Here is a 20,725-nt window from a genome sequence, read left to right as displayed (position 1 = left end):
GCCGGACGCCTCCGGCCGGGGCCCGTCCCGTTCTCCTACGGGAACCCGCCGTACTCCTCCAGGCAGCTCCTGAGGACGGCCCGCAGCTGCTCCGGGGACAGCGCGCCGACCCTCTCCTGGGCCGTGTCGGAAACCTCCTTCCGGAAGTCCTTGAGGGCCTTCCCGGTCAGCTCCGGCCTGCCCGCCAGCTCCTTCTCGACGAACGCCTGGACGAGTGCCTTCCGGATCTCGCCGATGAACCTCGTCGCGACCTCCCCGATCGGGTGCTCCGCCGCGAGCGGACCGGGCCCGACCTTCGCCAGGAGGTCGGCCGCCTGGGTGACCCCGAGCGCCGCCAGCCCCCGCTCCGCGAACCCGGCCACGTTCCGTCCGCAGGTTTCGGCGGCCCGCGACTCGTGCGCGGCCGCCGCGTCCTCCGCCTCCATCAGCTTCGGTTCCACCAGCTCCCACACCTCGGGGATCTGGGCCTTGAAGCCCTCGAACTCGCGCAGGTAGGGCAGCGTCCTCCGGGCCAGGTCGAGGCCGGTCATGTCCTGGACGTCCCCCAGCCGGTGCAGCGCCTCGTCCACCTGGCCCGCCTCGTGCGGGTGGGAGACGTGCCGGACGGCCCCGGAGTTCCCGGCGCCGTCGAAGTAGAACTCGATGGCGTCGCGCACCGTGGCGGCGTCCCGGTCACTGAACCGTCCGTCGAAGTGGACCGGGGCGCCGCCCGGTTCCGCGTAGGTGGTGTCCTGCGCTCGCGGGTCGGTGACGAACGCCCGGCCGTAGTACCGCTCGTACGCCTCCTCGAACCGGAGACCGCGGGTCCATCCCTTGGACTGCTTGAGGTTCGGCAACCCGTCCGCCTCGTCGCGGTGCGGGCTGATGTCGATCGAGACGATCTTGATCCCGGCGAAGGCGAGTTCGTCCATGACGCCGCTGCGCATGCCGACCGCACCGACGATGCGGTAGCTGTCCGCGAGGTACCTCAGGAGGGCGAGTTCCTTGCGCCTGTTCCCGACCGACGGCCAGTTCCAGTAGTTCTGCAGGGCCTGCCCGGTCCACCCCTCCGGCTGCTCGCCCATCACGACGACCTTGAAGCGTCCGCCCGCCGCGCCCTTGACCTGGTCGATGATCTGGCGGACCCCCACCAGCCCGGTGTCGAGCGCCGGTGCGTTGGCGCCGGCGCGGTTGCTGTGGCCGCTGTCCCGGTACGTCACGATCACGTAGTCCTGGTCCGGTTCGAAGCGGCCCAGGGCCGGGTGCTCCAGGTCCCGCTGGAAGGCCTCGGCCTCCTGCGGGGTGTAGTGCCCGTAGCTCCGGGCGAGCTCGGCTATCCGGGCCGCCCGCAGTGAGCGGTCGCCGGCCTCGTCCCGGTGCTCCTCGACGCCGGTCTGGAGCCTGTCCAGCTGCCCGGCCAGGAATCCCAGCCGGGGCTCGGCGGTCGCGGGCCTCGGCCTCGGCATGATCTGCTCGACGAACCTCCAGTGGTCGCCGGCGATGCTCCTCGTCATGCGCGTCGCGATGTCCTCCGAAGCCGCCGTCTCGTTCCGCCAGGAATGGGCGGGCAGACTCGTCTCCGTCGTGTAGTGGATCCTTCGCCCCTGGGTGAAGAGGTCGTCGTGGAGGTTGATGATCCCCTCGACCTGCCTCCTGGTCGCCTCACTGACGTTCCACACCAGCAACGCCCGGTCCGGATGGGCGAGCAGGGCGGCGCGCATGTGGTACATGTCGCCGGAGTTCTCCGCCCTGATGGTGTAGGCGTTCGCCCCGAGCCCGGTCAGCTCCGTCCTCGACACGTGGTCGTTCGACATCGTCACCCACAGATGGGTCTCGGACGTGACCCGGGCCACCTCCCGGGGGGCGGGCGCGGCCGGGCCGTCGGCCTCGCCGGGGACCTCCAGGATCCGGGTGGCCGGCTCCGCCGCGTCGGTGCGGATGGTGACGACCCGGTCGCCCCCGTCCACGAGCCTCAGCGAGCCGTCCGCGTCCCGGCCGAGACGCAGCAGCACGTCCTGACCGTCCGGCCGGGTGAGCGCCACGGTGGCCTCGGTGCCGACGGGGCGCTCGCGCAGCCGGTCCGTCAGCGCCGTGAGGGCGTCCGTCCCGGTCCCGTAGTCGTAGGCCAGCCGCTTCAGGTTCTCCGCCCTGATCGCGGCGGCCGCCGCCACCTCCGCCTCCGTCCGCGGCCCCGGCTGCGGCGCCGGTTCCGGCTGGAGCAGGTCCAGGGCGCGCCCCCGCTGGAGCTTCCAGGTGGGCTGCTCGACCGGCGGCACGACGACCGGCGCCGCGTCCTGCTCCGCCACCGCCTCCTCGCCGATGAGCCGCACCGCCGGCCCCTGGCCCGGGTCGATCGGGTCGTTCCCGGTCGCGAGGGGGACCGGCTGCTGGTCGTCGCGGAGGAGTTCCTGCCCGAGCGCGGTGGCGTGGACCCGGCCGTCCTCGACGCGCAGGCGGTGCCAGTCGCCCGGGCCCTCGACCAGCGGGAGACCGTCGGCGCTGTAGCCGACGTTGCGGGCCACGACGGCCCGGGGGTTCGCTCCGCGGGTCAGGAAGACGGAGCCGTCGCCGGCGACGGCGGTCACGTCGGCGAGCCGGGCCAGGTTGGGGCTGAGCGGCACTCCGGTGCGGTCCGCCTCGGTCCGGCGGGCGGTGACCAGGTCGTGCACGAGGCCCAGGGTCCTGGCCGCGAAGGAGTCCGCCACGCCCTGCCCGGTGTTGCAGGACAGGAAGCGCAGGTCCTCGCCCTGCCACTGGCCGCCCTCGGCGAGCCTGAGCAGCGCGCCCGCGAACTGTTCCGGGGTCACCTCCTCGCCGAGCCAGGTCGGGGCACCGCTCTCCGCCCTGCCGTGGAAGACGACGGTGAAGTGCCCGTCGTCGTGCGGGAGGCCGGCCAGCGCCGCCGACAGGTCCGGCGAGGCGTTCCGCTCGGCCAGGTCGGCGAGCCAGTGCACCCGGCCGCCGGCGCCCTCCACCGGGGTCGCGAGCACCTTGGCTATGGCGTCGGGGACGGAACCCCGGCTGATCCGCTCCCCGCCGGGGTGCAGGGTCGTGAAGAGCACCCGCTGGCTGTCGTCCGAGGTCACCATCTCGGTCCGGTCCCGCGGGACCTCCATCTCGATCGGCACCAGGCCCTTCTCGGTGAGCGTGCGGTCCCCGTCGCGGAAGGTGACCTCGATCTCCGCGTAGCCGGTGTACCGCACGCTCGGGTCGGCGTACTTGGCCCCGGCGACGATCTTGCCGGAGGCACCCGTGGACGCCCCGTCGCGCCACCGCTGCCCGTACCCTCCGGTCACGGTGCCGGTGAGGTCGGTACCGCCCTCCAGGCCGGCCTTCACCCCGGCCTGGACCTGGGCGTTCCACAGGCCCCAGTCCAGCCGGGTGCGCCGCCCGCCGCCGGCCGAGTCGTTGGCGGGGCTGAGGGCGGCCGCCGCGTTCTCCCGCTGGAACTCCAGCTGGACGATCGAGATCCTGGCCGTGATGTCGGCGTCGGCGACGAACAGGCGCCCGCCGGGGGACGGGGTGCCGACGCTCCGGCCGTCCCGCACCATGACGTCACGGTCCGGCCCCCCGGGCTCCGGGGAGGGCAGGACCTCCCGCCCCCGGGAGACCGAGCCGAACAGCGCGGACAGCTGGGCGTGGCTGTGGGTGTTCCGGGCCACGGACTCCAGCCAGGACCAGGTGCGCCCCTTGAAGAAGCTCGACCCGAACACGGTGAGCAGGTCCCGCACGCCGGACGTGTCGTCGATCCAGCGCAGCACCCCGGCCTCGCGCGGCCCCTCGGTGAACAGGGACGCCGGTGGCCGCCGCAGCTCCTGCGCGACGACCGCCTCGGCCGGGCGCAGCGGCGGGAACCCCTCCTTCGGGGCACCGTAGCGCGAGGGCACCACGGGCTGGTCCCGGTCGGCCTCCATCACCACGTCGGCGTGGATCGTGGCCTCGACGACCCTGCGCTCGTAGCGGCCCAGCCCGGTCACCCGGTCGCCGAACCGGCTCAGGCTCCGGTTGATCCTGCCGAGCACCGAGCCGTTCGCGTCCGGGGGCTGCGCCGCCCGGTCGGGACGGATCGCGTCCGACGGGTGCAGCCGGACGAACGGGCTGTGCTCGAAACGGATCCTCAGCAGCACCGCGGCCTCGTGCGCCACGCCGGGGACCTTGCTCTTGACGGCCGTTCCGGCGGCCGAGGAGTCGCTGCCGTGCTCCAGCCGGTCCACGCCCTTCGCCCCGGTGCCGCTGACCCCGCCCACCGCCTTGGGGCCGACCGCCGTCGGGTTGCCGGTGCCGAAGAGGCTGACGGTCACCGCGGTGCCGTGGCCGCCGCCGGTGTTGGTGCCGCCGTCGGCGCTGGTGAGCGAGGTCTGGTGGCCGGTCCCGATGTTGAACTCGACCTGCGGCAGCTGCCCGGTCCGGTTCAGCGTGACCAGCTCGGCGGTGACCAGCGCCTTGCTCCTGCCGTGCTCCACCACGAGCGGGTGGCCGGACATCATCGACTTGAGGTCGATCTGGAGCCGGTCGAAGTCCAGCCTGGTGGCCAGTTTCTCCGCCAGGCCCGACCAGTCCCTGCCCAGGAAGGCGGCGGCGGTGCGGCCGCGGGCGTCGACCGGGGAGTCACCCAGACCGCGGACCAGGTCGTGCACCGTCCCGCTGCGGTCCTGGTTCAGGTGGACGGCGGTGACCACGTCGGAGGAACCGAACCGGTGGTTCGCCGGCATCCGCGGGTTGTTCGGGTCCGGGGCGGTGCGCCGGGGGGCGGCCACCACGGCGGGGACCGTGACGGGATCGGGCGGGGCGATCGCGCCCGACCGCTTGCCCGGCTCGAAGGTGGTCGTGAACACGGCGTCCGCGTCGGTGAACTGGGCCGCCTCGACGCTCTTGCCCCGGCTGTTGGTGCCGCCCGTCCGGTCGATCGAGATGCCCTTGACGTAGTCGCGGGTGTGGGTGGCCTGCACGGCGGCGTCGACCCACGGGAGGGAGATCCCGACCCGGCCGCGGACCCGGATCCGGGTGCGCGAGTCCGCGGTGGTGCCGGTGGTGGTGCGCTGCTGGCTGCCGGACTCGAACTCGAAGCCGGTGACCGGCGTCTCACGCGGCCGGGGACGCTGCAGCTCGCCCCCGACCACGACGGTGCCCTTCCAGCCGTCGAGTTCGACCGGCACCCGGATCCGCCCGCCCCGGGTGAGCCTGGACATCTCGGACTTGAGGCCGTCCGCGTCGATCGACCTGGCCAGCCTCGCCTCGACGTCGGCGGGCACCGGCCTGCCGGTGTGCCCCTCCAGCGTGGCCAGGACGTTGCGCAGCACCGAGGTGTCCCCCCGGCCGAGACTGAGCACCACGTCGGACTGGCCCAGCCGCAGCGGCGCCGGGGCCCCCTCGCCGGCCTGGTGCGCGACGGGCCGCGGCAGCGGCGGGACGGCCTCCACCGGGTTCTGCGGCGGCCGGAAGCCGGTCCGTTCCTGCTCGTCGATCGCGCGCAGCGCGGTGTGCACCTGTTCCAGGCTCAGCTCCGCGGTGAGCACGACGGGCCGGCGGTCCGTGCCGTTGGCCCTCAGCAGCACCTCGAACTCGACCCGGTACAGCTCCTGCGGGCTGGCGTACTTGCCGTTGGCGAAGCTCTTCCCGGACTCCCCGCCGCGCCAGCCATCGCGGACCCGCGACTCCACGGAGCCGGTGACGGTGCCCTGGAGGCTGTCCCCGAACGGCTTGTCCGAGGTGTTCCGCACGTTGTCCCAGGTGTGCACCACCCCCTTGCCGCCGCCCTGGACCTGGCCGTTGAGGGTGTCGGAGCGCAGGTGGCGGGACGAGTCGAAGGTGCTGGTCTCGCGGACCGGGTTGAGCTCGGCGCCCTGCTGGGTCCGCACGTGGGTCATCCGCAGCATCCGCACGGTGGTGGCGAGGTGCAGGTCCCGCAGCGGACCGCCGGTGACCTCGGGGCCGCGCAGCGCGGAGCCGCGGGACATGCCGACGAGGTGGGCGCTCACCGCGGCGTGCGAGTAGGCCTGGAGGACGTCCCCGCGCACCTGCCGCCAGGCCTTCTCGCCGAGCAGCAGCGCGCCGACCCGGTCGAGTTCCCGGTGCAGCGGGGCGACGTCGCGCAGGTCCCGCACGACGGTGGTGTCGGGCAGGCCCGACCACACCTCGTCCACCGGGGCCGGGACGTCCCGGTCCAGCGGGTGCACGGGGTCGGCCGGCGGGCCGGGAAGCTCCCGGGCGACGAACTCCGGCGGCCGCGCCCCGGCCACGGCCTGATCGGCCGCGGGGACCGGGACGGCCTCGTCCTGGTCGATCACGGTGCGGAAGCCCAGCTCGGCGTGGGCGGAACGGTCGGCGGGACGGGCGAGCGGACCGCCCTGCCAGCCGAAGGTGACGGTCAGCTCGGCCGTCCCCTCGAACAGCACCGCCGGCCGCTTGGTCTTGGTGCCGCTCCCCAGGTCCGAGCCGGAGCCGACGAGCCCGACGCCGTCCCGCCCGGCCCTGATGCCCGCGCCGCCACCGCCGCCGCCCTTCTTGTCCGTGCCGTTCCCGACCGCCGACGCCTGCCACTCCTTGCTGGTCGTCCGCTGCTCGACGTGCGAACGGGCGGTGGCGGTGGCGATGTTGAACTCGGTGCTCGGCAGCGTGTGGACCTGCCGCATCCGGGTGACCGACCCGCCGCCGATGGTGATCACGGCGGTCGCCCCGGTGAGGCTCTCGTCCGTGATGACCAGCTTCTGACCGGACATCGTCCCCTTGAGCTCCTGGTGCAGCGTGTCGAGGTCGAGCTCCGACAGGATCCTGCTCCGCAGCTCCTCCCAGCGACCGCCGAAGTAGGCCTTCGCCTCGGCCTCGAAGTTCGCCACGAACTTCTCCATGGCCGACGCGTTCGACCGCTCGGCCAGGTTCTGCAACTGGACGTCGCCCTGCTCGTCCACCCGGGGAGCGGGCCGGGGCGGTTCCACCGGCCACACGTCGGTGACGATGTGCGAGCCGGCCAGCCGGCGGTGCCCGGAGACCTCCAGGGGCACCGCGAAGTGGCTCTGCTCCTGCTGCGGGGCACCGGCGGTCTCCCGGCTCGGGACGGCGACGTGGCCGGTGAGCGTGAGTTCGACCGGCTGCGGCGACCGCCAGGTGCCCGGAGCCGCGTGGTGACGGGCGTCCAGGAACTCCACCTTCAGGACGAAGGGGGTCGCGAAGAGCTCGGTCGGCTCGGTGGTCTTGCCGCGGGCCATCGTCCGGCTCGCCTCGGCGGTGGTGCTGCCGTGCATCCAGCCGTGCTGGTAGCCGAGGGTCGCGGTGAGGTCCCCCGAACCGCCGAACTTCGACTTGAACTGAAGACCCATGTTCGCCTGCTTGAGCCGGTCGGCCACGATGCCGACCGTGCTCTGCTGCTCCGAGCCGTACTCGAACTCGAAGCCGGACAGCTGCCTGAGGTGTCGGCCCTGCCCGACCGTGGCGGTGATCCTGACCTGCCCGGACCACCGGCCGGCCTGGAAGTACACCTCCCGGACGTCCCCCCGGGACAGCGCGGACACCGTCGGACGCAGCGTCTCGCCGCCGAACAGGCTCTGCGCGAGCGACCGCGCGGCCTCCTGGTCCCCGTGCAGCGCATCGGCGAACCGGCTGACGAGGGTGTCGAAGTCCTGCGTCCTGGGGTTCTCCAGGTGCACCAGCACGTCGGACGCGGCCAGCCCGCGCTCCGTGAAACGGGTGGGCGGGGCAGGAACAGGCGGCGGGGTCGGAACGGGCAGCGGCGCCTCCTCCGAGACGACGGTCGTCGTCACCGCCGTGACGGGAGCCGGCTCGGTCACGGGGTGCTGGGCGGAGGTGGACGGGTTCAGGATCTGCGTGATCACGTCGTCGAGGGGGACGTGGTGGCCGGGCTGCTCCGGGGCCTCCTGGACGGGCTCCTGCGCCTGCTCGACGTGCTCCTGCTGCTCCTCGACATGCTCCTGCTCGACGTGTTCCTGCTCGACGTGTTCCTGCTGCTCCTCGACATGCTCCTCGTTCTGCCGGACGACGTCCGGCTCGTCCGACCGGGTCGCGGAGTCCATGAACTCCCGGAACCCGTCGAACAGTTGCTCCTCCGCCCCGGTCCGGCTGACCTGGTTGGCCGGCTCCGGACGCTCCGTCCGCGGGTCGCTCCCGAACAGGCGCTCCAGCAGCGGCACCAGCTCGGGCACGTTCTCCCGCACCCACTCGGCCCCGTTGTTGCGCGGCAGCCCGGTGGCCGGGTCACTGCCGTGGTTGTGCCCGAAGTACGCGGTGACCAACTGCGCGAAGAACTCGTGCTCGTTGCGCGCCGAGTAGTTCCCGACCCGGTCGCCGGCACCGTCGCGCAGCCCGCCGTCCGGCCACGCCGTGACGCTCTCCTCGCCGAACAGCTCGGCCAGGGCGTCGGAGACGCTCCGATCCCGGTAGGCCTGCCCGACCAGCTCCCTCTGCGCCTCGGTCATCCCGAACTCGTGGATCGCGTGGGCCAGTTCGTGCGCCGACGTGGAGTAGCCCTCGGCGTACGCCAGGTGCGGCCCCACCGACGTCCGCGCACCGAGCAGGTTCTCCTCCGTGATCAGCACGAGGCCGTCCCCGCTGGAGCCCCGGACCACCGACCAGTCACGCCCGTCACCCGTGCCGTGCCCGGACGCCACGAAGCCGGGGACCTCCGTCATCGGGACGTCCCGCGGCACCACGACGACTCGCGGTCCCGCGGCCACCAGCCGCTCCGCGACCTCCTTGTCCGCCAGCATCCGCGCGACCAGCTCCTCGGCCGTCCGCCGCGCCGCCACCGGCTGGTGGGTCCGGGGATCGACGTCGATCAGCAGCCGCGCCGCCGCCTGCGCGAAGTCCTCCGGCCCCAACTCGGCGCGCAGGCCCGCCATGAAGGCCTCGTCCGCCGCCAGCCGGCGCCGTTCCTCCGAGGACAGGTGCTCCAGCTCCCGCACCCGCTCGTGCAACGACCCGGGCACCGGCATCTCGCCACCGCCCAGCCCGACCGGCGGCCGGCCCACGACGACCTGCCCGTCCTGCCCGGTCGGCGCCGGTGCCGGCCGCATCGACGTGTCCTCCCGCATCGCCGTGTCCGACGCTGCCGGGGCGTCGTCCGTCTCCATCGCGGTGTCCATCGCGGTGTCCGTGGAGGTGTCCGTGGAGGTGTCCGTGGAGGTGTCCGTCGGCTCCGACTCCGACGACGGATCCACCCTGGGCCTCCGGGCGGGCGGGCCCTCGCCGTCGGCGCCGCCCCCGTCCCCGTCCCCGTCCTCACGGCCCCGCTTCTGGGTGGGGACCCACGCGCTGTAGTGGTCCGCCTCCAACTGGAGGTGTACGTCCCGGGTGGGCGCCGGGCCGCTCAGCGGTTCCAGCACGTGGACCGGCTGACCGGTCCGGTGGATGTGCAGCCGCACCCCGAGCGCGGAGGCGACCACCCGCGGCGCGAGGTCCCCGGCCGCCGTGTTCCAGTTGCCGGTGTGGCCGATGGTCCGGGCGAGTTGGCCGACGGTCGTCCCGAACTCCCGGGCGAACCGCCGCACCATGCCGAAGTTCTCGGGCAACTGCATCCAGTCGACGACGCGCCTTCGGAGTGCGGCCGCGTCCGCGCCCTCCGGGGCGAGCACCGCGTTCACGGCGTGGTAAAGGCAGTCTCCGTCCGGCGGCACTTCCTGCAACCGGAAGAGTTCGGGCCGCTGCCGCTCGTCCGACATGTGGTTGTCGAAGGTTCCCTCGATGATCCGGTCGAGGCCCCGCACGGCCGCGTCGGCGCGGCGGTCGTCGGTGGTGGCCAGCTGCCTCTCCCGGAAGAACCGTTCGGACCTGCGCAGGCTCCGCCCGCCGGGCTCGTCGTTGCCGGGCTGGCTCCGGTCGTTGGCCGCGGCGGTCAGGAAGTACGTCTCGCGCTCGACGAAGTAGTGGCTCGCGGCGCCCGTGGGGAAGCCGAGGCCGTCCGTCGTGACCGCGGGGTCTCCGTGGAGCCGGGCCAAGTGGTCGACCACGTCCGCGTACCGGGATCCGAGGTGGGTCGAGGTCCCGACGCCCACGCCCATCAGGGCCATCCAGTGGTCCACCAGCAGCGGCCGGTCGGCCATCGAGGGGTCCATCACCATCGGCACCGGGCTGTCGGCCCCGCTGAGGAGGACGTCGACGGTCACGGCGACGTGGAACCCCCACCGGACCAGCCGCGGCCCGGTCCCCGAGAGCGGCGCCGCCGCGTTCGCCGAGGTGACCTCCAGACCCGCCCCGCCCGTGGCCGTCTGGTAGCGGACGAAGACCTTCTGGTTGGTGACGCCGAGCTCGGTGAGCCGCACGGCCATCAGGTGCGCCCGGTCGAAGCAGCCGTTGTCGGGGAAGTCGAAGGGGATCCGGTGGCTCTGCCCGTCCGCCGCCTCGTAGTGCAGTCGGCTCAGCTGGTGGAAGAGGTCCATCGCGCCCGCCTCGTCGACGACCGGGTGCTCCCACAGCTCGCCGTTCCTGACGTAGGCGTGCAGTTCGGCCGCTTCGGGGAACCGCGTCCGGAGCTCCTCCAGGAGCGGGCGCTCGCCCCCGCGGTCGTAGAAGTCGAGGGCCCGCCACAGGGTCCTGAGGTCCTCCCGCAGCGGCTGGATCGCCGCGAGCACCCGCTCGGACTCCTCGCCGTTGATCAGGGACGTCCGGAGGCGGCCGGACACCGCCAGCTCGTCCGGGTGCAGGAACACGTCGGCGAGGTGCGCGGGCGGGGCGACGTCCGGCCGGCCGAACCGGCCGAGCACCCGGGCCGCGGCCCCTTCACCCAGGAGCCCTTGCTGCGCCGCGTCGTGCAGCACCCGCACGAGGTCCTGGCCGTTGTTCCGTTCCGCGTAGCGGATCACCAGGCGGTCGAAGTTGCCCGGGGCGCCGTCGAGGAGGTCGAGGAGGGTGAAGACGTCCCCGGCGTTCGGCGTCCCGGTGGCCAGGCTTCCCTCCAGTCCCTGGGCCGTCAGGTCGATGAGGGTGTCCTCGGCCGGCACCGGCCCGAGGTTCATGTCCCCCATGACGGTCGACAGGTCCATCGAGAAGAGGCCCGAGAGGTCGCCGAACGGCAGCACCGACTGATCGGCCTCACCGGCGAGCTGGTCCGTGCCGAAGAGGTCCGCGTACGGGTTCACCGGGGGCTGTTCGCCGTTCTCGTCGCCGCCGTGCCCGGGCCGCGGGGCGGTGTCGAGCGGCGGCGGAGCGGGGGCCCGCTCGGTGAACCGCAGCTCCGGGGGCAGTTCCGTGCTGACCTGGTCGGCGTGGACCTCCGAGTAGCCGGCCGGGACCTCCATGGTCGCGGTCGCCATCTGCACGTTGGCGCCCTGGCCCGCGAAGGGCTCGACGACCTCCCAGGTGCCGCCCTCGGCGATCACCGGGAAGCCGTGCGAGTCGTAGCCGACCGAGGCCGAGGAGACGAAGGTCCGGCCGCCGCCGGGATGCGCGGGGTCGTCGGCGTGCCGGGCGGGGAACGGCGCGAACCAGACGTCCTCCCTGGGTGCCCGGATGGTGACGCTCACGTTCCTCATGTAGAGGTGCACCTGGAGTGCGGCCAGGTAGGCGCCGTTCTCCGTCCCACCGAGCCGGCAGGCGGCGAACTCGATCTCGTCCCTGCCGTTCCAGTACCTCTGCTGCCTGAGCGAGAGGATCAGACCGGCCATCTCCTCGGCGGTGACCCGGTGTCCGCCGACCGTCGGATAGCCGTCCGCGTCCGTGTGGACCACGATCTCGTACGTTCGGGCCGATCCCTCGATGTACCCGAACTCCGGCAGCACGCTGCCGTCCAGCACCCAGCCGTGGAACCCTCCCGCGCCGTCCGTGAGCGGCCGGCCCTGCTGGACCCAGTCGGGGCCCGCCAGCCGGTGCGCGGGCGGACCGGGCACCGGCGGCAGGGTCTGCGGCACCGGCGGGGCGGGTGCCTGGTTCTGCTGACCCCCCGCGGCGCTCCCGTCGCCCGGCTGCGGTCCGTGGCCGGAGCCCCCGCCGCCGTCCACCAGGTCGTCCAGCTCGATGATCTGCCCTGCGGGATCCTGCTCCGCCTCGTGCGGCGGCTGGGCCCCGGCCGGGTCCGCACCGGGGTGGGCGCCCCCCGGGGAGAGCGTGTCGACGCCGAGTCCGATGGTGTGCGGCGCCGGACCGACGAGGGCGGTTCCCTCACCGTTGCCCACGTTGAACTCGGTGAACTCGTCCGCGAAGTACGGCCCGACCTCCTCCGGCCGGCTCCCGTGCTCCAGCCAGACCCAGTTCCCGGGGCCGACGTACACCGGCTGCCCGCCGGCGGACAGGCCGACCCGGTCGGCGACCACGAGGTGCGTGGTGCCGAACGGCGAGGTGGTGATCCAGACGTTCCCCGCCGCCGCGTAGGCGACGATCTTCCGGTTCATCCGCCACAGGTGGCTCAGCACCTGGTCGGCGTACGACCGGTGGGCCTCCGACGCCAGGTCGCCGGCCAGCAGGCGCAGCGGCTTGCGGACGTCCCAGCTGCCGTCCTCCACCAGCTTGAACAGGGCGTGCGCGGCCTCGGCCGGGGTGAGGGCGGTGCCGTGCAGGCCGGGGCGCCCGCCGACGGTGTCCAGCACCACGGTGAGGAAGTTGTCCCGGTACTGCAAGGTCGTCAGGAGCGCCGCCAGGGCTTCGTGGTTCGCGGGCCGGTCCCCCAGCAGGTACACACCCGGTTCGCCCGGGGTCACCGGCTCGGCGGCGGCCCGTCCGACGGCCGCCCAGGCCGTGCGCAGGTCGGCCAGGGCCGGGGCGTGGCCGGTGTACTCGACGTCCTGGGCGACCGCCAGGAGCCGGCGCAGGTCGTGGTCGCCCGTCCCGGCCCTGCCGGTCACCCGGTCGGTGAACCGCCGCAGGTCGTCCTGGGTGATCCGGTGGTCCGGCGGCAGCAGCAGCTCGGTGCGGGCCAGGGTGGCGACCAGGGACACGCCCGTGAGCTCGGCGAGGGTGTGCCCGACGGCCTCGTGCAGGGTGGCGGCGATCCGGGCGGCGTCCCACAGGTGCTCGGTCGTCCGGCGGACCAGGGTGGTGTCCGGGGTGGCCGCGTCGGCCCGGTGCGCGTCAGGCAGCCCGAGGTGGGCGCCCGCGGCCTTGGCGAGCGGCCAGAGGTCCTGGTGGAACCGCACCTCGGACGTGTTGGCCAGCAGCGCCACCTGGGACCTGAGCTGCTCGTGGAGCCTCTGCGGCCACTCGGCCGCGTCGTTCCGCCACTCGAACGGCCGCACGGATCCGGTCTCCACGTAGTCGATCCGCTCGTGCGGTCCGACGGCCGTGCTCCCGGTGCCGCTGCCCGTGGCGGTGAGGACCGCACCGGGCCTGATCAGGATCTCCCGTTCCCCGTCCCGGTACCGGGAGAAGGGCGTGATGTCGACACCGCTCTCGCCCCCCAGGCGGATCCGGGCCAGGACCCGGTGGGCCAGGCCGAACCGGTCCAGCTTGACGTCGGGCGGCAGGAACTTCTCGGCCGCCTTCGGCAGCCGGCTGGTGCTGAGCAGCCCCGAACTGCTCATCACGTCCCCGGCCTTGCCGGCCGTGAACACGCTCTCCGGCCCGTCCAGGCGGCCCAGCGCCCAGTCGCCCCGGTAGACGACGCCGGTCACCGCCGGCAGCCGGTCCAGCGCCTCGACGATCATCTCGGCGTGGATCCGCAGTTCCCTCTCGATCTCGGGAAGCAGTTCCCTGGCCATCCGGGAGATCTCCGCGGAGTGCTCGGGCGTCCGGTACCGCGGCTCGGGGCTGGCGATGAGCCCGCCGAGTTCCGGGTGGTTCAGGAGCATCGAGGGCACCGCCGACACCGGTCCGGCCAGCAGCGCGTCGATCTGCCGGCCCAGCGCGGTGTGCAGCCACGGTCCGCCGTCGTACTTCAGCAGCACGTTGATCAGCGGGTACGCCGTCCCGGTGTAGATGTTGAACGCCTCGACGTGGGCCAGGCTCAGCCGCTCGGCGAGCGTGGCCCGCGTCAGCCCGTTGTCGGCCAGCCACTCCCGCTCGTACGGGTACGGCTCCCGGCCCGGCTCGACCATCCGCTGCCACACCCGGCGCACGGATTCCAGGCCCGCCTCCTCGAAGCCGCCGTTGCGGCGTGAGCGGCTCACCAGGGCGTGGTACACCGCCTCGTGCGGGAGCATGCCGAGTTCCCGGCGCAGGGTGCCCTCGGACAGGCCGGGAACGTGGCGGTACATCGCGGCGGCCTCGGTCAGCAGGTGCGACGGCACCGGCGGGAGCTCTCCGGCGAGTTCGGCGCCCTTGAGGATCTCGTAGAGCGAGTGGTCGCCGAGCGGCAGCATCCAGCCGACCAGGGCGAGCAGCATGTCCTGGGCGGGGACGTCCGGGACCTTGAGCGCGCGGAACGCGCCGAGCATCTTCGCCGTGGTCGCCGAGACGCCGGTGCTGAGCTGCATCCCCTTGGTGTTCCGGGTCTCGCCGTACCAGGTGGAGGCCGTGTTGACCTGCTGCCTGACGTTGCCGGGTTCCCAGTGGAGGGCGCGGGAGGAGTCGGTGCGCTGGAAGTCCAGCTCCCGGACGCTCAGCGGCATCCGGACGTTGATGAGCTTCTCGTCCGGCTTCGGCGGATCCGTCTCGGTCCGCGGCGTGCGGGCGTCGGAGCTGGCCCGGTACTCCCGGTGGAGCGCCAGCGGGGCCTGGTGCGCGACCGCGCCGGTGGCGAAGTAGTCCTTGTCGAAGTAGCCGAGCCCGCCGGTCAGCTTGTGCGAGACCTTCCGGGTCACGCTGTTGAGGTAGTCCAGCTGCTGCGGCACCCGGGCGGTGTCCAGGCCCAGTTCGCGCAACCGGACGACCGGACTCTCGTGGTCGGCCAGACCGGTCAGCAGCCGCTTGAGGCCGAACGAGCCGGGCGCCTGCACGGCGTCGTGGGCGTAGGCGGCGTTGAAGAAGGCCGTCATCAGCTCGCGGAGGTTGCCCGTCGCCAGCAGCTCGTGGAACCCCTCCTGGGTGAGCTGTTCGCCGACCTGGCCGGCCGAGGTCAGCTCCCCGCTCAGGAAGACCCGGTAGACCTGCTCCCCGGTCGGGTCACCGTGGGCCGCCTTCAGCACCTCGTACAGCCGGTACGCGCTCCCCCGGGCCGCCTGCACCGCCCGTTCGTTCCGGTAGGCGAGCAGGCCGACGGACTGTTCGAAGTTCCTCGCGACGGTCTCGTACTCCGGCGCGTTGTACAGCTGCCTGCGCCCCGCGCCGAACTCGTGCGCCTGCGGGTCCGGCGCGACGATCGGGTGCTCGGGCGTGGCGACCAGCGGCGCGGACTCGCCGTCCAGGTGGGCCGGCAGCTCGGTGGCCACCACCGGGGCGTGCTCGTCCGGGGTGGCGAGCCTGACCCAGTGGCCGCCCGCCTCGACGCGCGGGAGCCCCCTGCTGTCGAAGCCGACCTCGCGGGTGACGATCAGCCGGCGCGAGCCGGCGCCGGCGGCGTGGTCGCGCACCGACCACAGGGTGCCGCCCGGGGCGTCCACCTCGACCTTCAGCGCCGGCCGCTGTTCGCGCAGGGCGGCGACGAAACGGGCCGCGTACGAGTCCGCGCCGCCGCGCCCGGCGTCGCAGCCGGCCAGGCGCAGCGGACGGCCGTCCCACACCCCCCGGTCGTGCAGGTCGAGCGCGGTCCTGGCCAGCTCGTGCGGTGTGACGGGCTTTCCGTCGAGACGCGGTGCGCCGTCGGATCCGGTGCCGTGGAAGACCAGGGTGAAGTGCGACGGGTCGGACGGGAAGTGGGCGAGCGCCTCGTCGGTGGCGCGCGGGTCCGCCCCCCGGTCGGCCAGCCAGTGCACGCCGGGGCGGACCTCGGTGGTGGCCGGCGGGCGGTCGTGGAGGGAGGCCGGGGCGCCGGACGCCGGGCCGAGGGCCGTCGCCAGGTCGTCCCCGCCCGGCTGGTCGGCGGTGTCCCGGGCCCGGACGATCATCTGGCCGTCGGCGGGACCGTGGTCGCCGCCGGTGGTCCTGACCGGCGCCTCCGTGACGTCCGGGTGCCTGCCGAAGGCGTCCTCGTGGCCGCGTTGGTGGGCGGACCAGCCGGCCTCGTCGAAGTGGGCGAGCGTCCACAGTTCGCGGTAGCGGGCGACGAAGTCGTCGCCGTACTCGCGCTTGAGGTGGTCGGTCAGGGCCTCGTTGAGGGTGTGGCGCGCCGCGAGCCCGTCGAAGCCCCTGGCGGCCTCGCGCAGGGCGGGGGCCGCGGCCTTCTCGAAGGCGGCGTGCTCGGCCAGTTCCCCGGTGAGTTCGCGGTGGCTCTCCTGCCAGTGCTCCTGGCGGCCCGCGAGGTCCTCGTGCGAGCGGAAGGACTCGTCGAAGGCGCGGGCGATCCGGTCGCCGTGGCCTTCCGTCAGGCGCTCGGAGGCGTGGGTGGACAGGCCGTGCTCGCGGGCGACCGCCTGGGCCTCCGCGGTGGCCTGCCGGCGGACGGCGAGGCGGGCGGCCTGGTGGGTGAGCCGGTCGTGCAGGGCGGCGGGGTCGGTGAGCCGGTCGAGGGCACCGCGGAGCGCGGCCGGCTCGCCGACGCGCTCGGCGGCGGCCCGGTCCAGCTCCCCGGCGAGTTCGCGGAGCACCGTGTCCTTGGCCCGCGGCACGTCGGACTCGCCCGCGCCGAACTTCTCGGCGAACTCCTTGCGCGCGGCGTCCTCGGCCCAGGAGTCGGCCGCCTTCTCCGTCTCCGCGACGGCCCGGCGGATCGCCGCCTCGCGGACCGCCTGTACGGCGAACTCGTGCGGCAGCGCCTGCTCGTGTCCGGCCAGCGACCGGGTGAACAGCTCCACGGCCTCGTCGCGGTCCCGGCGCTTGCCGGTCGCCTCGTCGAGCGGGCCGGCCGCCCGCTCGACGTCGGCGGCGATGCGGTCGCGCAGCCGGTCCCGGATCGCCTGCGTGCTGCTCGACGACAGGTCGGGACGTCCGGTCACCCCGGCCGCGTCGAGCAGTTCCCGGTCGGCCGGGGAGAGCCGGTCGTACCAGTCGGCGGCGGCCCGCTCGACCCGGTCCTGGGCGAGGGCCGCCGCGTTCGCGCGGTCGGTGGCCAGGACGAGTTCGTCGCGCGCGTGCTCGGTGAGCCGCTGAAGGGACTCCCCGGCCCGGGTGTTGGCCTCGGGGGTGAGGCTGTCCGGGTCGGCGTAGATCCGGGCGGCCTCCGCCTCCGCGCGCGCCGTGAAGTCCTGCCGGACGAGGTCCACGACGGCGGCGGGGGTGCGGTCGGGGGTGTGGGCGGTCCCGGTGGCGCCGTCGGTGATCCGCGGGGCGTTCCAGGCGGCGGCCGCCCGGTCGAAGTGCTGCACCGCCACCCGGACGGCCGCCTCGCGGACGGAGGCGACCCGCACCAGGCCGTCGAGGTCGCCGAGGATCCGCTCGCGCTCACCGGGCCGGGCGGCCAGCTCCTCGTACATCATCGCCCGGGCCCGCTCGTGGACCGCCCCGCGCAGGTTCGCCGGCGCCCCTTCGGGGAACCGGCCCGGGGCGTCGAGGGCTTCGTCGAGGAGCCGCTCGGCCTCGTCCTCGCGCCGGTGGCCGCTGCCGTCCGGGTCCGCCCGCAGTTCCTCGGCCGCCTCGGAGAGCTTGGCCTCGTACCGGTCCTGGAGGTCCCGCTGGGTCCTGCGCCACTGCTCCGCCCGCGCGCCGTCCGCCTCGGCGCGGATGTGCTCGGGGGCGTCGGTGTAGTGGTAGGCGTCCGGTTCGGAGTCGGTGCCGAAGCGCTCGGCGCCCTCCATCGGACGGTGGTACTCACCGCCGGGGAGGTACTCGGCCGGCGTCTGCGCGGTGGACCTGGTGACGGTCGGCTCGCCGCCCTCGGGCGACTTGGCGTACTCGTGCCACTCCCCGCCGCCGACGACCGTCGGGCGGCCCTGCGCGTCGAAGCCGACCTTGTCCGCGACGATCACGTGACCGGTGCCGGGGCCCGTCCTCATGGTGTGCGACTCGTTGAACCCGGGGGCCACCCAGACCGGGCCGTTCGCCGCCACCGCTCGCAGGTCGGCGGACTTCGGGTTCGACCAGACCTCGGCCATCACCTGCCGGACGTAGCCGGGGTTCGCGCTGTCGAGGTTGCAGGAGACGAACTCGATCGTGCGGCGGCCGCCCGACAGGTGCCCGAGGCTCTCCAGGCCGAGGATCACGGCGGCGAGGTCCTTGGCCGGCATCGGTTCGCCGTTCCCGTCGGTGTGGATCACGACGGTGTAGCGCGTGGGGTCGACGGGCAGCAGCGAGAGCACGTCGGGGAGGTGGTCGCCCGGCGTGCCCGCGACCCATCCGGGCTGCCGGTTCTCCCCCTCGGGCAGGAAGTTGCCGCGGGTCCACGGGACGTCGCCGGCGTCGCCCGTGAGGAGGTAGTCCAGCCGCTCGTGGACGACCGGCTCGGGCTGGTCCCGGTGCGCGGCCGGCTCCGGGTCGGGCTTCGGCTGTACGTCCGGCTTCGGCTGCGCGTCGGGCTTCGGCTGTACGTCGGGCTTCGGCTGTACGTCGGGCTTCGGCTGTACGTCGGGCTTCGGCTCGTGGTTCTGCTGCCGGTCGCCGTTCCGGTTCCCGTCGCCGGCCGGCTGCTGCGGCGTCCGCCGTTCCTCGGCCGTCGGCACGGGGACCGACGACTCCGTCCTGGGGGCCCTCGCCGACGAGGCGGACCCTTCCGCCGTCCGCTCCGCCGTCTGCTCCGCCGTCCGTTCGGACGTCCGCTCCTGTTCGCGCTTCGGCGCCTGCTCCGGGGTCTCCTTCGGACCCCCGGTCGTGTCGGTGGGCTTCGGCGCCTCCGGCCGCTCGTTGCCGGAGGAGGACTTGGACCCGCCCGGCGACGTCTCCGTCGCCCTGTCCCCACCGGTCGTCCTCGGGGTGCCCGCCGGGGGCCTCGCCGACCTGTCCCCGGACGCCTTGTCCCCCGACGGCTTGTCCCCGGACGACGCCGAGGAGCCGTCGGAGTCCGTCCTCAGGTGCTCCGGCCGCAGGCCGTCCAGCGGGCCGGTCCCGTGCAGCCCGGCGCCGCCCCCCGCCCCCTCCGGGCGGGAGGTCCACAGGGAGGTCGGGTGGCCCATCAGGGTGGACACCACGGCCAGCGGGAAGCGCGCGTAGTTGGGGAGGTGCACGTCCTCCAGCCGCAGCCGCAGCGGGCCGCCGGCGATGTGCCCGAGGTGGCCGAGCGCGCCCATCGCGACGCCGCCGTAGAAGCTCTCGACGCTGACGGTGAACTCGTGGTTCTCGCCGAAGGTCAGGTTGTACGCGCCCTCGCTGACGACGTTCTGGACGCCGCCCTTGAGGTAGTTGCCGACGCCCTCGCCGAACTTGTACAGGAACTGCCCCGCGGTCTGCGGGTGCAGGCCGTCCAGCAGGCTCACCGCGCGCCCCGCGAGGTCCTGGGTGGCCTTGACGGTGTCCCTGAGGTGCTGCTGCTCCGCCTGGAGGAACTTCAGGTTGTGCTCCGCGCCGGACAGCGCGCTGCCGCCGAGCTGCCTCAGCTCGTTCTGCAGGTGGCCGATCTGCCGGGTGACGCCCTGCAGTTCGGCCCGGAGCGTGCCCGACTCCATCTTTCCGCCGGCCGCGACCAGCGTCGACACCAGCTTGTTGACGGCCCCGAGGTCGATCGCGTAGCGGGCCCCCTCACTGGCGACCCGTGAGGCGATCAACCGCCCTGCAGCGTTGGAGAGTTCAGCGTCGACGCCCAGCTTGACGAGCTCCCGCTCGAAGGTCTCCCCCATCGTCTGGGTGAGCTTCTCGACCTTGCTGAGGTGCTGGGCGACGTTCTCGATGCCCTGCTCGCCGGCCTCCTTGCCGGCTTGCTTGCCGACCTTCTCCCCGACCTTGTCCGCGAGGTCCTTGAGGGCGTTGTTCCGGACCTTCTTCCCGGCGTTCCCCGCGACTTCCTTGACCGTGTTCTTCCCGACACCCTTGGCGGTGTTCTTCGCGAGGTCCTTGGCGACGTTCGCCTTGGCCTGCGCGATGGCCTCCTTGAGCGTGAGGCTGCCCTCCTTCCGCATCAGGCTGAGGGCTTCCCGCAGCGTGCCGGTCGGGAGGTGCTTCAGCTCGTTCTGCGCCAGGTTCTTGAACTCGGAGCCGGCCAGCGCCTTGAGGTCGGCCTGGAGGTCCTTGCTGAGGCCGCGCCCGAAGATCCGCCCGAAGGCCTTGCCGAGACCGAAGGTGAGCAGTTCCAGCGGACCGGTGAGCAGGCCGTTGATCGCGCCCATCTCGACGGCCTGGATGAAGGACTCCTTCTCCCAGCCGTCCTTGTGGCCCTTGCCGATCTGGATGCCCTGGATGATCCCGTCCATCAGCATGGCGGTGGTGATGGAGAGGAACTCGTGCAGCAGGAGCTGTTTGAACAGCCAGATGAAGACCTGCTTGATCACCGCGCCGGCGGTCTCGTAGGCGACGAAGATCCCCGCGAGCGAACCGCCGAAGGTGATCGGCGACATGGCGATCGCCCAGGCGATCTGGGCCACCAGCTGGATGAGCTGGGCGATGATCATCCACTTCGCGTACTCGACCTGGTTGGCCACCTTGTGGGCGAAGTCCCCGAGCTGTTTGGCCATCACGCCGGCCGCGGTCACGTAGTCGGTGCCGCCTGTTCCGCCGATGAGTGGCAGCATCCGCTCGTAGAACCGGTCGGCCGCCTCGCCCGCGAACTCGTCGTTCTCGTGGATGGTGTTCAGCAACCGCCTGAGCTGTTCCCGGAGTTCCGGAATCTCCGCGGCGATGGCCAGGTAGTCGTCCCCGGCCGTGCGCAGCCGGTCCTCGTCGGCCTCCGGCCACTTCATGCCGGTCACGATGCCGAAGAACTTCGCCAAGCCCGGCGGCAGCATGATCGACACGGGGCGCACTCCTGGCGTTC

The 20,725-nt window shown here is 73.4% G+C and carries 1 protein-coding gene; it reads right to left on the bottom strand.

Features of this window, described 5'->3' with window-relative positions:
- Positions 1-35 precede the first annotated feature (35 nt).
- On the bottom strand, positions 36-20,696 hold the full coding sequence (locus ACIQOW_RS14305) for a protein-glutamine glutaminase family protein (RefSeq protein ID WP_401084512.1): 20,661 nt from the start codon (positions 20,694-20,696) through the stop codon (positions 36-38).
- Positions 20,697-20,725 lie beyond the last annotated feature (29 nt).

Source organism: Kitasatospora sp. NPDC091335, assembly GCF_044757205.1.
Classification (GTDB): domain Bacteria; phylum Actinomycetota; class Actinomycetes; order Streptomycetales; family Streptomycetaceae; genus Kitasatospora.
The sequence above is the reverse complement of the archived record's forward strand: the minus strand, read 5'-3'. Positions and strand labels throughout refer to the sequence as shown.

Coding starts and splice junctions, on each gene's coding strand:
- ACIQOW_RS14305 (WP_401084512.1), bottom strand. CDS start 20,696: ATGCTGCCGCCGGGCTTGGCGAAGTTCTTCGGCATCGTGACCGGCATG.